Below are 12,135 nucleotides of genomic sequence, written 5' to 3'. Positions count from 1 at the left end.
TTTTAGATCGCGCGCTTGCCCAAACGAGCCCTAACGCCGAGCGTCTTGCGCGCCAGCCATTTGCCGAATCCCAGCGACCATGGTGCACGCCTTTGCAAAAATCTCGCGCACATCAATGCATAGCGCACCGCTTCACTTTCACGCAGTTCACGCAGTTGCTGCGACGCCACATCAGATCCAATAATGACCATGCCGGACCCACCTCCGCCCTGCACGCCGATTGCATATGCCGGTACAACCAACGATGACCCGAGATTGATCTGCTTGGAGTGCATAAGGCGTCGATACGCTTGTACATAGGCGTCCGAGGGGCTCGCTACTCCATTCGTCATCGGATGCATGGGATAGGACGCAACTTCAACTGCTGATGAAACAACAATCGCGGAGCCCAATTGACATAGCCTGAGCAGAAATTCCCATCCTTCGGAAACGGGCAACGCTTCATCGAAGCGCAGCGTCCGGGCGGCGGCCGTCCGAACCATGAAGGACTCAGGGCCAAAACGATTCTCGTACAGTCCGCCAAGCCTAGCTTCTCCGCAAAAGATGCTGTACAGATCGAAGTTGGCGTTGCGATCGACGGCTGACGGTAGATTAGAAGCAACACCATATTGCGCGGTAACCGCGTCGCATCGCGGATGATTAGCAAGGCAATGCAAGCCCCTGGACAAAAAGCCCGCGCTGACAAACTCACCGGAGCGGATGAAGAACACCGTATCCGACTCGATAAGTTCGATTGCAGCATTACGCGCGACCGCTCCGCCGCCACGCATGACTTGGCGAACGACCGTGATCCCCTCGCCCAATCCACCTAGTGCATGCAGCGCGTCCGGACTGGTCGGGTCACTCGACGCATCGTCAACCACAACTATCTTACTGATAGCCGCATTGGAACCTAGGACGCTGTCGACTGTCGCTAAGAGGTTACTTCCGCCATCCTGATTCAGGATGACAACGGACAGACTCGGCAGCGCCGGACGCCTTGTAGGAGACTCGCTGTAACGACGCATCCATGGCTTCGCATCGTCAGGAACCTGAACCGGAACGCGCTCCACCGCCCCCGCATCCGAGAATATATGAAGTAGAGCTGAGGCAAGCCCGCCTGCCGTTCCATCGAACTTCGCACAGTTCCTACCATCAACCCAAGGAGTTCCAGCGCCAAATGCGGGATTACGCTCATTGAGCACACAAACGGCACCGGCCAGGGATGCCTCATAGGCCGCAAGGCAGAAAGATTCCCAAGGCGACGGGAAGATGCATACCGACCCACCGATTGCCTGCTCTCGCGCCGCCCCGGATACCCCAGCTCTGAAGGACACCCGATCCTTCAGATCTTGAGGAATTAGAGAAATGATCGCTTCTCTGTAACTGGCGTCGAAAGAGTGAGCAAGGAAGACGATTTTCCCGTTGTACTTCGGAGCCGAGCGCATGAACTGCACACAACCCCTCACAAAAACGTCCGGACGTTTGATATCTTGAAGTTTGGAGGAAAAAACCAGAGGCGTGTCGATGCCAAGCTCAACACTTCTTGAAACAGGTTCAAGATGATCCAGCAGCACGGGCGGAGCATGCAAGCAGACCTTCTTATCCCATTCGACCGAATCAAATCCATAAAAACGCTGGAACGCACGCGACACAGTCGACAACTGTGCGACGATCAGATCGCAATCGGCCAACGCCTTGCGCTCAAGATCGTAAAGGCACAAACCATGCACGCTAGGCGCGCGCGGCTCAAAATCGCAAAGAATGCTGTCGGTTGTATGAAGACGGACGGCTAGCACTGTCTCGGCAAAGTCGCTGCCAAGCAGCTTTTCCTGCGTGCAAGCGAATGCGCCCGCACCCCAGTCGATAAACTCTATGTAATCGAGTTTTCCATGGAGCTGCTGTAATTTTCTCAGCCCCTGCAGAACCAGCGTCGACTCCCAATGCAACACGGTATTGCTGTAGCTATGCATCGGAGCATAACGCCTGCCCTGATCGTCGCATAGTTGGTAATCGGGACTGGCGAACGCAAGAAATGCGACGTCGGGATAGACGGATGAAAAGCTATCTGCAGAGACATTGTCGCCAATGTAAAGCACGGCCATATGCGCGCGTTGTTCTGCGGGCGTCGTGGCCAATATATTGGCCACCACACGACCGATGCCCCCAGCGGTAAAGGGATACAGTTCCCGAGTCACAAAAACTGTCAAGCCCATCGATCATATCTCCAGAAAATCAGCATAGCGAGTAGCGGCCAAGGCGGTGAGTTGCTCACAGTAGGAATCCATCATCCCGTCCATCTCCGAGTGATCTATGGACAACACCCGAGAAATAGCTTCAGAAATACCACTTACCGAAAGCGGGTCTTCGACCTGCGTACACCTTACGTATGGATGATCCTCAAGAGCATCCAAGCCAAGGCGTCCACGTATGCTCGGAGTTCCCACGGCCAGCGCTTCAAGCTCAACCATTGGATGGCAGTCGACTATAGAGACATTAAGTACCAGATCTGCAAGCGACATGGTCTGCAACATCTGCCTTGCATCCAATTTCGGAAGCCGCTCAATCGGTTTTCCGGGCGTGTAAGGCAGATGGAAATCATCCGCGAGTACCCAGACCTTTCCGACCGATGGCGAATGCACGGCTGCTGCCACATTGGTCATCAGGTTCTTATGTACAAGGTTCCAGGAAGGCGAGAAAGCAGTTGCCGCATCCCGACGCCTGGCGACCTTCCTCCTGAGCGACGGGGCAAAAGGCGGAACGTTGTAGATCTGTGGCCTCCAGCCAACCTCACCGATCGTGACATCGCTCCCGCCACGCATGCATTGAATGCGACGGATCAACCCCTCATGCGCCATTTTGAGAGCCATCGAAAAGAACTTGCGTTCCTCCGTATGCACCCACATGACCGGTGCCCCATGCCAAACGAGATATACATGATCAAACCCGGCTTCGCGCAGCCCCCTGATCCAGTGGGTCATCTGGAGCGAGAATCCATGCACTACGAGGCGCTCAACAGCGCGCGCCTGCAGCCATTGGGAAACGTCCTCCAAATCGGCGGATGTCGGACTGGAGCCAGCATCGATTGCCAACTTGTGACCAGGCAGCGCCCCGGCCGCCGCGCGGATGCCGAACCACTGCTGATGGAATAAGTGGCAGACTTTATCGAAACCAGGAACTGAGCGCGTGAACATGGTGTCCCGCGCAGAATCCAATTCGTACGGCGGGGGCACCAAGGAAGCTGTTGAGAGCGATGCAGACGTTGAGGAGCCATGCGAAACGCCTCCCTTCTCGGTACGGCCGAGCAGCGCCGCTCTGATTTTCTCCCTCAAATCGAGCTGCCGCTCCAAGACCGCAAGTCGTTCGGCATCAGCAGAACTTCTTTCTGTTTCGTCGCGAATGCGATCAACAAGCTGTTCACCCAGCTGTACCACGCTATACATCGGCGAATCCGATGCCGCGCCTTCCAAGAGTTCCGGACGCGTCTCCCTCACTTTCTCAAGCAGCTTCTCGGCTGCACGCTCAGCGGCGTGCAGCATTTCATCGGCATCGTGCGCTTTTCCAAGCACCGCCCCCTCGACCTTCGAGGCGAATTCAGACTCTGCCGTACGCACGGCCGCGATAGTATTTTCGTGAACCTTGTCCAGATACTCGGCTCTGCTCACAGGCACGAACTGTCCGCCAATAAACCAGCGCAAACAACGAGCTTCGCTGGACTCAGCGGGCCGCAACACATAAAGCCCATGATCGGGAAAGGATTCACCGTCAACGTCAAGCTCGAAATCCTGCGCCAACGTGAAAGCATAATCGTGCGTCCAACATCCTGCGTGCCAGCGATTACCCAGAATATCGATCGAAACCGGCTTATTCTCGATCAAGCATATTTCGCCATCTTTGCGCAAAACATGCCGCATCGCCTCAAGCGCTGAGCGCGCTTGCTGGCGGTTGTTATGGATCAATACAGAAACAGTAAATATCACATCGAAGCTTTCTGGACCCCACGGCAAATCCTCACCAATGGCGATCCGCTCATGGATGATATCAGCGAGTGAGGCCGGCGGGCTATCCAAAAGCGGCTGCACCATAGCCGTGGAAATGTCGAATCCATAGTAGTGGACACCATCGATTTCGGAAAGGAGATGTGTCATCCTTCCGAATCCACAACCGAAATCTAGCACCGAGATCGGCCCTTCTTTGGCAGCCGCAAGCTTCCTCAAGTAATCTTGCAGCCAGCGCTCCTGCATTTCGTAATTTACGTTATTCAACTCGCGACGAATGCGCTGTTGTTCCGCATACAGCCGCCCGTCTCTGCTCAACCAATAATCGCGATTCTCGCTGCCTGAATTAATCATTAGCTCCGCATCTCGTCGGCGATCACACGACCATGCTCAAGATGCATGATGCGATTGCAATTCGCGCTAATAATATCTTGATTGTGGCTTGCCAACACCAAAATACTCGCCTGGCTCACGATATGAGCAAGGCGCTGCTGCGCCCGGGCATTAAAATCAGCATCACCCACACCCAGCCATTCATCCATCAACAAAATCTCTGCATCGAAGCTGGTGGCGATGGCGAAAGCAAGCCGCACCAGCATTCCGCTTGAGTAAGCCCGCACGGGCATTGCGACGTAGCTGCCAAGCCCAGAAAACTCAACAATACCAGGTATTTTTTTGGCTATTTCAGCGCTTGACAAGCCATGCAGCAGGCCTTTCAGCCGCACGTTTTCGAGACCTGTCGCCTCGAAATCCATACCCATCGTCACGTCCAGAAGATTCGCGATGCGACCCTGGCTTCGTACATAGCCGAAGGTGGGCTCATAAATGCCAGCGAGTGTTTTCAGCAGCGTAGTCTTGCCAGCACCATTGTGTCCGACCAAGCCAAGCTTATCACCCTCGCGCAATTCGAACGAAACATCCCGAAGTGAGTCCACCACTGTGATATTGCGGCTTGTGGGCGCGACCTTTCCGCCGGTAACCGCAGCCATGATGACACCTTTCATGGACCGATTATTGGTGCCATAGATGGGCAACTTTACGCTGCAATTTACAACACTAATGAACGTCATTTCACACCCAGAAGGAGATCTTATGCCTGTTCACAGCAAGAAACGGCACTGCGACCAAGTAGCAACCAATAGTGAATCCGATCACCACCCAGTAGGAATGGGCGGCTGGCATCTCACCCATGAGTGGAGCACGCACGAGCTGGATGAAATGATATACGGGGTTGAAGTCCGCAACCCACCGATGCGGCCCGAGCATATCGGCCTTCCAAATGATCGGCGTCATGAAGAAGCCAAGCTGCATGAAGTTTGCGATAGCTGGCTGCAGATCTCGAAATCGTGCAGAGAGCAATCCGAACAGCGCAGTTACTGGGATAGACACCACAAGAATGGCAACCACGCCCGGAATGGCCAGCCACCATATTGCTTGCGGCTCTATTTTCAGGTAGATGGCGAACGGTATGTAGGCAATTGCACCGTGCAAGAACACGATAAAAGTGCGAACCACTAGCCGCATACAGTGCAGAGTCAACGGCAGCCGCATGGAACGGATAAGGTTTTCGGAAGCCGTGAAAGTGGTGCACCCCTCCTGGACCGTCGTAGAGATATAGATCCAGATAATATCGCCAAGCGCGATATAAGGCAGATAATCCCTTAAATTCATTCGAAACAGCTGGCTATACAACAGCCCAACACCAAGGATCAGCACAAACATGCTTATCGTGATCCAAAGTGGCCCTAGAATTGAACGGCGGTACTTATGCTTGGTGTCCAACACAGCCAAAGAGAGCCAAGCACGCCATGCGCCCATACCGGCAACCACATCGGCAGCAAGCGATCGCATTGGGCCTTGTTGAGTGTCCCGATAACACGCATAGTGCGAAGAAGACAGTTCCGAGGCGCGACTTTCGGCTGTGTGTATTGCTGTCCCCGTCTGGTTTTGGCTAGTCATTCAAGTGCTACCTTCAAGTCGTTCCGCAAATCCCCTACATCCTCCACCCCCACGCTCAGCCGCACCAGCGCATCGCTGATGCCGAGCTGGTCGCGGCGCTGCACCGGCACCGAGGCGTGGGTCATCACTGCGGGGTGGTTGACCAGGCTCTCGACGCCACCCAGGGATTCGGCCAGGGTGAACAGGCGGGTGCGCTCGCAGAAACGCTTGGCCGCATCGAAGCCGCCCTTGAGCACGATCGAGACGATGCCGCCGTAGCCGGCCATCTGCCGGCCGGCCAGGGCGTGCTGCGGGTGCGAGGGCAGGCCCGGGTAGATCACCTTCTCCACCGCCGGGTGCGTTTCCAGCCACTGCGCCAGAGCCAGGGCGTTGTCGCAGTGCGCGCGCATGCGCAGCGGCAGGGTCTTCAGGCCGCGCAGGGCCAGGAAGCTGTCGAACGGACCCTGCACGCCGCCCACCGAGTTCTGCAGGAAGGCCAGTTGCTCGGCCAGTTCGGCGTTGTCGCCGACCACGGCCATGCCGCCGACCATGTCCGAATGGCCGTTGAGGTACTTGGTCGCTGAATGCACCACGATGTCCGCGCCCAGCGCCAGCGGCCGCTGCAGCAGCGGCGAGGCGAAGGTGTTGTCGACCACCACCAGCAGACCGTGCTTGCGCGCGATTGCGGCGATCGCGGCGATATCGACGATCTTCAGCATCGGATTGGTCGGGGTCTCGATCCACACCATTTTGGTGGTCGGTCGGATCGCCGCCTCGAACGCAGCCGGGTCGGTCAGGTCGACAAAGCCGAACTCCAGCGCGGCGGTGCGCTTGCGCACCCGCTCGAACAGGCGGTAGCTGCCGCCGTACAAGTCGTCCATCGCGATGACGTGGCTGCCGCTGTCCAGCAGCTCGATCACCGTGGCCGTCGCCGCCATGCCGGAGGCGAAGGCGAAGCCGCGGCTGCCGCCTTCCAGGGCCGCCACGCAGCGCTCGTAGGCGAAGCGGGTCGGGTTGTGGGTGCGCGAGTACTCGAACCCCTGATGCTCGCCGGGGCTGGACTGAGCATAGGTGGAGGTCGCGTAGATCGGCGGCATCACCGCGCCGGTGGACGGGTCCGGGTGCTGTCCGCCATGGATGGCCAGGGTCGCCAGCGCCAGCGCTGGGCCGTCGCCTTGGGGGTTCGACGTGTTGTCCGTCATGAGGGGGTTACCGGAAAAGGGGCGTGATTCTACCAGCGCGGTCTGAATGGCCCAATGCAGCGGAGCCGGCCAGCCGCGGGGAGTGTTACTGCACCCGGCGGCGCAGGTAGTTGAGCAGGTCGATACGGGTGATCAGGCCAAGGAAGGCGCCCTCGTTCATCACGATGGCGACCTGACCGCGATCGAACACCGGCAGCAGGGCCTCGATCGGCGATTTGACGTCCAGCCGGTCGAGCTTGCTGACCATGGCCGTGGCGACCGGGTCGCGGAATCGCGCCTCGTCGCCGTATACATGCAACAAGACGTCGCTTTCGTCGACGATGCCAACCAGTTGGTCGCCCTCCATCACCGGCAGCTGCGACACGTCGTACAGTTTCATGCGCTGGTAGGCGGTGGTCAGCAGGTCCTTGGGGCCGACCACCACGGTGTCGCGCTGGCTGTACGGGCGCAGGATCAGGTCGCGCAGGTCGCCGTGCTGCGGGCGCTCCAGGAAGCCGTTGTCCAGCATCCAGTAGTCGTTGTACATCTTCGACAGGTACTTGTTGCCGGTGTCGCAGACAAACACCAGCACCCGCTTGGGCTCGGTCTGTGCGCGGCAGTACTTCAACGCCGCCGCCAGCAGGGTGCCGGTGGAGGAGCCACCGAGGATGCCCTCCTTGGCCAGCAGCTCGCGCGCGGTGTGGAAGCTCTCGGCATCGCTGATCGAGTAGGCCTTCTTGACCCGGCTGAAATCGGAGATCGCCGGAAGGAAGTCCTCGCCGATGCCTTCCACCAGCCAGCTGCCGGACTTCTCGCTGACCGTGCCCTGCTCGATGTACTCAGTCAGGATCGACCCGACCGGGTCGGCCAGCACCAGTTCGGTGTGCGGCGAGGCGGCGGCGAAGGCGCGCGACAGGCCGGTCATGGTGCCGGAGCTGCCGCAACCGAACACGATCGCGTCCAGCCGGCCATCCATCTGCCGCAGGATCTCCGGGCCGGTGCCGAACTCGTGTGCGGCCGGATTGTCGGGGTTGCCGAACTGGTTGATGAAATAGGCGCCAGGGGTCTCGGCGGCGATGCGCGCGGCCAGGTCCTGGTAGTACTCCGGGTGGCCCTTGGCCACGTCGGAGCGGGTCAGCACGACCTCGGCGCCCATCGCCTTCAGGTTGAAGATCTTCTCCCGGCTCATCTTGTCCGGGACCACCAGGATCAGCTTGTAGCCCTTCTGCTGGGCGACCAGGGCCAGGCCGATGCCGGTATTGCCAGCGGTACCCTCGACCAGCACCGCGCCCGGCTTGAGATCGCCGCGGCGCTCGGCCGCCTCGATCATCGACAGGCCGATGCGATCCTTGATCGAGCCGCCGGGATTGGCGCTCTCCAGCTTCAGGTACAGCTCGCACACCCCGGTGTCGAGCTTGCTGGCCTTGACGATGGGGGTGTCGCCGATCAGGTCGAGTACGGAGGAGTGAATGGCCATCGGGTCCGAATGCGTCGCGCCGCGGCAGCGGCTGGACCGGTCATTATCCCCGCTCGGGGATGGAAACGCGCGGCGGGGACGAAAAAAGCCGCGATCGCGGCTTTGGAGAGGGATGACGCGGACGGTGGCAAACCGACGAGGAGGCCAGCCACCGCCCGCGACAAGGGGGCAATAGTACGGTCAGTGCGGCTTCTGCTCGTAAAGGCGCAGCAGCTTTTCCTTGGCGGCGAGCTTTTCGCGCTTCATCTGCGCCAGGGTGACATCGTCGATCGGCAGCACGCCGAGTTCGGCGTCCATGCACTTCTTGTCCAAGGTCTTGTGGCGCTGGTAGAGCTGCTTGAACTCCGGATCGGACTTGATCAACGCGTCGATTTCGGTCTGCGGTTGCCCTTCGAACATAGGAATAGCCTCCTTCAGCTAGAAACAAGAACGCCCCGGCCGCTGCGGCACGGGGCGTTGCCTGGGAGCGGAAGCGCGCGAGCCGCCGGCTGTACCGCTGCAACGCCTGGAACCATGGTTCCTGCGACGTCGGACCGCGGTGTGCGCCACTGCGTCATCGGCTCGAACTCCTCCGTTGGCACCAGGCGGCGGGAGTGCCACCTGGAATACCGACCCTACGCTTCCCCACCGCCGCGGACAAGAGAAGCAGGCCCGCTTTGCCGCATTCAGTTGCTCGGCGCTCAGGCCCAGGGAAAAACCCCGTTAAACCGCCTGCGCAGGGCGCCCGCAGACCTTAGGGCGCGATCACAACTTCGGCCGAACGCGCCTTGGTCGAGGGCCCCTTCTTGCCGACCGCCTGCACCCGGTTGGCGGCGACGCCGCCGCTCACCAGGGCCGCGCGCAGGGCGTCGGCGCGCTTCTGCGCCACGCCGGCGTCGGTGTCGTAGGCCTCGATCCGCACCTTGCCCTTGCTGATCTGCAGATACTGCGACAGGGCCTTGGTCTGATTGGTGGCGTCGCCCGACAACGCGGCCTTGCCCGCACCGAAGGCCGCACCGGAGAAGGTGAAGACCTCACCGCGGGTCTCGAAGCGCGAGGCCGGCAGCTTGGTGCCGGCGACCAACTCGGCCTCCTCGCGCGCCAGCTTGGCCGACTTCTGCTGCGCGGCGCTGAGCTTGGCGGTCTGCTGCCCGGCGACGCTGGCCAGCGCGGCATCCGCGTCCGCCCGCGCGGCCTGCTCGGCTTCGGCGGCCTGGCGCAGGCTCTCGGCCTCCTCGGCCTGGATCTGCGCCTGCACGCGCAGGCGCTCGGCCTCCTGGCGGGCGCGGGCGGCCTCGCGACGGCTGGCCTCGATCAGCAGGTCGCTGCGGGTCTTCTCCAACTGGTCGACCCGGCGCCGAGCAATTTCGGCGCGGGCCATGGTTTCGGCGATCTCGACCCGGCGCTCGGCCAGGTAGCGCGCCTCGTCGCGCTCCTTGCGCTTGGCGTTGGCGAAGTTGGCCACCGCCTGCTGCGCCTGCAGGCGCTCGTAGGCGGCGACATCGGCATTGAGCGGATCGGCCTGCAGCGCCATCAGGCGCTGGTTGAGCACGGCCAGCTCGGGATCGTCGGCCGCGATCGCGCCCAGCGGCGCCAGCAGCAACGCCAGCAGGGCCAGGCGGCGCATTCCGTGCAGGACGCGGCTCATGGACGGCCCTCCCCGGTGCCCAGGGTCTGTTGCAGCTGGGCCACCTCGGCCTGGCGCTGCTTCAGTTGCGCATTGGCCACCGCCTCCTCGCTGCGCGCCCGCGCCAGATCGGCATCGGCGGCCACGCGCAGCGCCAGCTGCGGCGCGGTCTTGCGCTGGCGGCGGTCGAGCGCGGCCTGCTGCGCCTGTTCCAGGCCCTGGCGGGCACTGGCCAGCAGGTCCGGCGCGTACTGGTCGGCATCGGCCTGGATCGCGCGCTGCACCGCCTGCTGGGCAGACAGCAGCTCCGGCGAGGCCACCTGGGCGAACGCGGCCGGCGCGGCGAACAACGCCAATGCGCAGGCCATCACATACTGCTGACAACGGAAGTGTGCGAAGCTAGTTTTCATCTAGGGGGCCGTGGACGGAGACGTCGGTCACGGCCATTGTCGGAAGCCTGTGGCGCGCTTGCAACGGGCGATTGCGGATCGTTGGGGAACCATTGCGCATGGATATCGGCTATTTCCTGAAGCTGATGACCGAAAAGAACGCCTCGGACATGTTCCTGACCACAGGAGCACCGGTCTATATCAAGATCGAAGGCAAGCTGTACCCGCTCGGTGCCACCGGCCTGCCGCCAGGCATGGTCAAGAAGATCGCCTACTCGCTGATGGACGAAGGCCAGGTGCCGCAGTTCGAGCGGGACCTGGAATTGAACATGGCCATCGCCCTGCAGGACGCCGGGCGCTTCCGCGTCAACGTGTTCAAGCAGCGCGGCGAGGTCGGCATGGTGATCCGCGCGATCCGCAGCAAGATCCCCAGCATCGAGGAGCTGCACCTGCCACAGGTGCTCAAGGACGTGATCATGACCCCGCGCGGGCTGGTCCTGGTGGTCGGCTCGACCGGCTCGGGCAAGTCCACCTCGCTGGCGTCGATGATCGACTACCGCAACAGCACCACCACCGGGCACATCCTCACCATCGAGGACCCGATCGAATACCTGCACAAGCACAAGCTGTCCATCGTCAACCAGCGCGAGGTCGGGCTGGACACCCACGCCTTCCACAACGCGCTGAAGAACGCGATGCGCGAGGCGCCGGACGTGATCCTGATCGGTGAGATCCTGGACGCGGAGACCATGGAGGCGGCCATCGCCTTCGCCGAGACCGGGCACCTGTGCCTGGCCACCCTGCACTCCAACAATGCCGACCAGACCATCGAGCGCATCCTCAACTTCTTCCCCGAGAACGCGCACAAGAACGTGCTGATGAACCTGTCGCTGAACTTGCGCGCGGTGATTTCGCAGCGCCTGGTCAAGGACAGCAGCGGCCGCCGCCGACCGGCCTCGGAAGTGCTGCTGAACACGCCGATGATTCGCGACCTGCTGCGCCGCGGCCAGGTCCACGAGATCAAGCAGGCGATGGAGGAGTCGCTGGAGGAAGGCATGGAGACCTTCGATCAGTGCCTGTTCCGCATGGTCAAGCAGGGCCAGATCGAGCAGGAGGAAGCGCTGCGCGCAGCCGACTCGCGCGACGGCCTGGCCCTGAAGTTCCGCCTGTCCGAAGGCGGCAGCGGCGAGCACGACCCCTACGCCGACTACGACAGCCCCAGCGCCGCGCCGCGGATCACCCACGGGTTCGTCTGAAGCCTCGCCGCTTCGTCGCAGCAGCGGCGAGGGCGCGGCCGGGGCTTCGCAGGTCTGCGATCGCGATGCAGCCGCGGCAACGGCGGCAACAGTGGACCGACCGCCCATCGGCGGTCGCTGCCGCGTCGCCCTTGCCAGGGCAAACGCCACTTCCACGCAGTTGCGCGCCAGGCCCGGCCCCAGCCACTGTGGGAGTCAACTGTCATGCAGCCGCGACGCGCGAAGCCAAAAGCCGACTGACACCCTTCGTCGTCGGGACTGAAGTCCCTCCCACAGTGCACCCGGCGAGTTAGTTCGCCGCAAGCTTCTAT

Annotated in this window: 10 protein-coding genes; 1 reads left to right on the top strand and 9 read right to left on the bottom strand. The window is 61.1% G+C overall.

Going from position 1 to position 12,135, the window contains the following annotated elements:
- Positions 1 to 2 precede the first annotated feature (2 nt).
- From FHR66_RS01040 to FHR66_RS01000, 9 genes are all read right to left on the bottom strand, one after another.
- Complete coding sequence (locus tag FHR66_RS01040) at positions 3 to 2,195, bottom strand: glycosyltransferase (protein ID WP_160968873.1); 2,193 nt, start codon at positions 2,193 to 2,195, stop codon at positions 3 to 5.
- 3 nt (positions 2,196 to 2,198) lie between these two features.
- The gene (locus tag FHR66_RS01035) at positions 2,199 to 4,331 is read right to left on the bottom strand and encodes a methyltransferase domain-containing protein (RefSeq protein WP_208417122.1); all 2,133 of its coding nucleotides are present in this window, start codon (positions 4,329 to 4,331) and stop codon (positions 2,199 to 2,201) included.
- On the bottom strand, positions 4,331 to 4,981 hold the full coding sequence (locus FHR66_RS01030; RefSeq protein WP_237475393.1) for an ABC transporter ATP-binding protein: 651 nt from the start codon (positions 4,979 to 4,981) through the stop codon (positions 4,331 to 4,333). The genes FHR66_RS01035 and FHR66_RS01030 overlap by 1 nt, the downstream gene beginning before the upstream one ends.
- A 67-nt stretch (positions 4,982 to 5,048) precedes the next feature.
- Entirely contained in the window at positions 5,049 to 5,699 is a 651-nt protein-coding gene (locus tag FHR66_RS01025) for an ABC transporter permease (protein WP_343160682.1), read from the bottom strand.
- Positions 5,700 to 5,932: 233 nt separating this feature from the next.
- Complete coding sequence (locus FHR66_RS01020; RefSeq protein WP_160968865.1) at positions 5,933 to 7,117, bottom strand: cystathionine gamma-synthase; 1,185 nt, start codon at positions 7,115 to 7,117, stop codon at positions 5,933 to 5,935.
- Positions 7,118 to 7,202: 85 nt separating this feature from the next.
- Complete coding sequence (locus FHR66_RS01015; RefSeq protein ID WP_010340227.1) at positions 7,203 to 8,573, bottom strand: pyridoxal-phosphate dependent enzyme; 1,371 nt, start codon at positions 8,571 to 8,573, stop codon at positions 7,203 to 7,205.
- Positions 8,574 to 8,753: 180 nt separating this feature from the next.
- Positions 8,754 to 8,972, bottom strand: a complete 219-nt coding sequence (locus tag FHR66_RS01010) for a YdcH family protein (protein ID WP_010340228.1) — start codon at positions 8,970 to 8,972, stop codon at positions 8,754 to 8,756.
- A 334-nt stretch (positions 8,973 to 9,306) separates the two neighbouring features.
- A complete protein-coding gene (locus FHR66_RS01005) occupies positions 9,307 to 10,179 on the bottom strand; it encodes a hypothetical protein (protein ID WP_160968941.1) in 873 nt (290 codons plus the stop codon).
- 17 nt (positions 10,180 to 10,196) lie between these two features.
- Positions 10,197 to 10,589, bottom strand: coding sequence for a DUF4398 domain-containing protein (locus FHR66_RS01000; RefSeq protein WP_048491628.1), 393 nt, complete (start codon positions 10,587 to 10,589; stop codon positions 10,197 to 10,199).
- A gap of 98 nt (positions 10,590 to 10,687) precedes the next feature.
- Between FHR66_RS01000 and FHR66_RS00995 the strand changes: the two genes are divergently transcribed.
- The gene (locus FHR66_RS00995) at positions 10,688 to 11,824 is read left to right on the top strand and encodes a PilT/PilU family type 4a pilus ATPase (RefSeq protein WP_160968863.1); all 1,137 of its coding nucleotides are present in this window, start codon (positions 10,688 to 10,690) and stop codon (positions 11,822 to 11,824) included.
- Positions 11,825 to 12,135 lie beyond the last annotated feature (311 nt).

The organism is Xanthomonas sp. F4 (genome assembly GCF_011761895.1).
This window is presented reverse-complemented; position numbering and strand designations above follow the sequence as displayed.

Excerpts from the sequence above, each read along its gene's own strand:
- FHR66_RS01020 (WP_160968865.1), bottom strand. The coding sequence starts at position 7,117 with ATGACGGACAACACGTCGAACCCCCAAGGCGACGGCCCAGCGCTGGCG.
- FHR66_RS01040 (WP_160968873.1), bottom strand. The coding sequence starts at position 2,195 with ATGGGCTTGACAGTTTTTGTGACTCGGGAACTGTATCCCTTTACCGCT.
- FHR66_RS01000 (WP_048491628.1), bottom strand. The coding sequence starts at position 10,589 with ATGAAAACTAGCTTCGCACACTTCCGTTGTCAGCAGTATGTGATGGCC.
- FHR66_RS01015 (WP_010340227.1), bottom strand. The coding sequence starts at position 8,573 with ATGGCCATTCACTCCTCCGTACTCGACCTGATCGGCGACACCCCCATC.
- FHR66_RS01030 (WP_237475393.1), bottom strand. The coding sequence starts at position 4,981 with ATGAAAGGTGTCATCATGGCTGCGGTTACCGGCGGAAAGGTCGCGCCC.
- FHR66_RS01035 (WP_208417122.1), bottom strand. The coding sequence starts at position 4,331 with ATGATTAATTCAGGCAGCGAGAATCGCGATTATTGGTTGAGCAGAGAC.
- FHR66_RS00995 (WP_160968863.1), top strand. The coding sequence starts at position 10,688 with ATGGATATCGGCTATTTCCTGAAGCTGATGACCGAAAAGAACGCCTCG.
- FHR66_RS01005 (WP_160968941.1), bottom strand. The coding sequence starts at position 10,179 with ATGCGCCGCCTGGCCCTGCTGGCGTTGCTGCTGGCGCCGCTGGGCGCG.
- FHR66_RS01010 (WP_010340228.1), bottom strand. The coding sequence starts at position 8,972 with ATGTTCGAAGGGCAACCGCAGACCGAAATCGACGCGTTGATCAAGTCC.
- FHR66_RS01025 (WP_343160682.1), bottom strand. The coding sequence starts at position 5,699 with ATGTTTGTGCTGATCCTTGGTGTTGGGCTGTTGTATAGCCAGCTGTTT.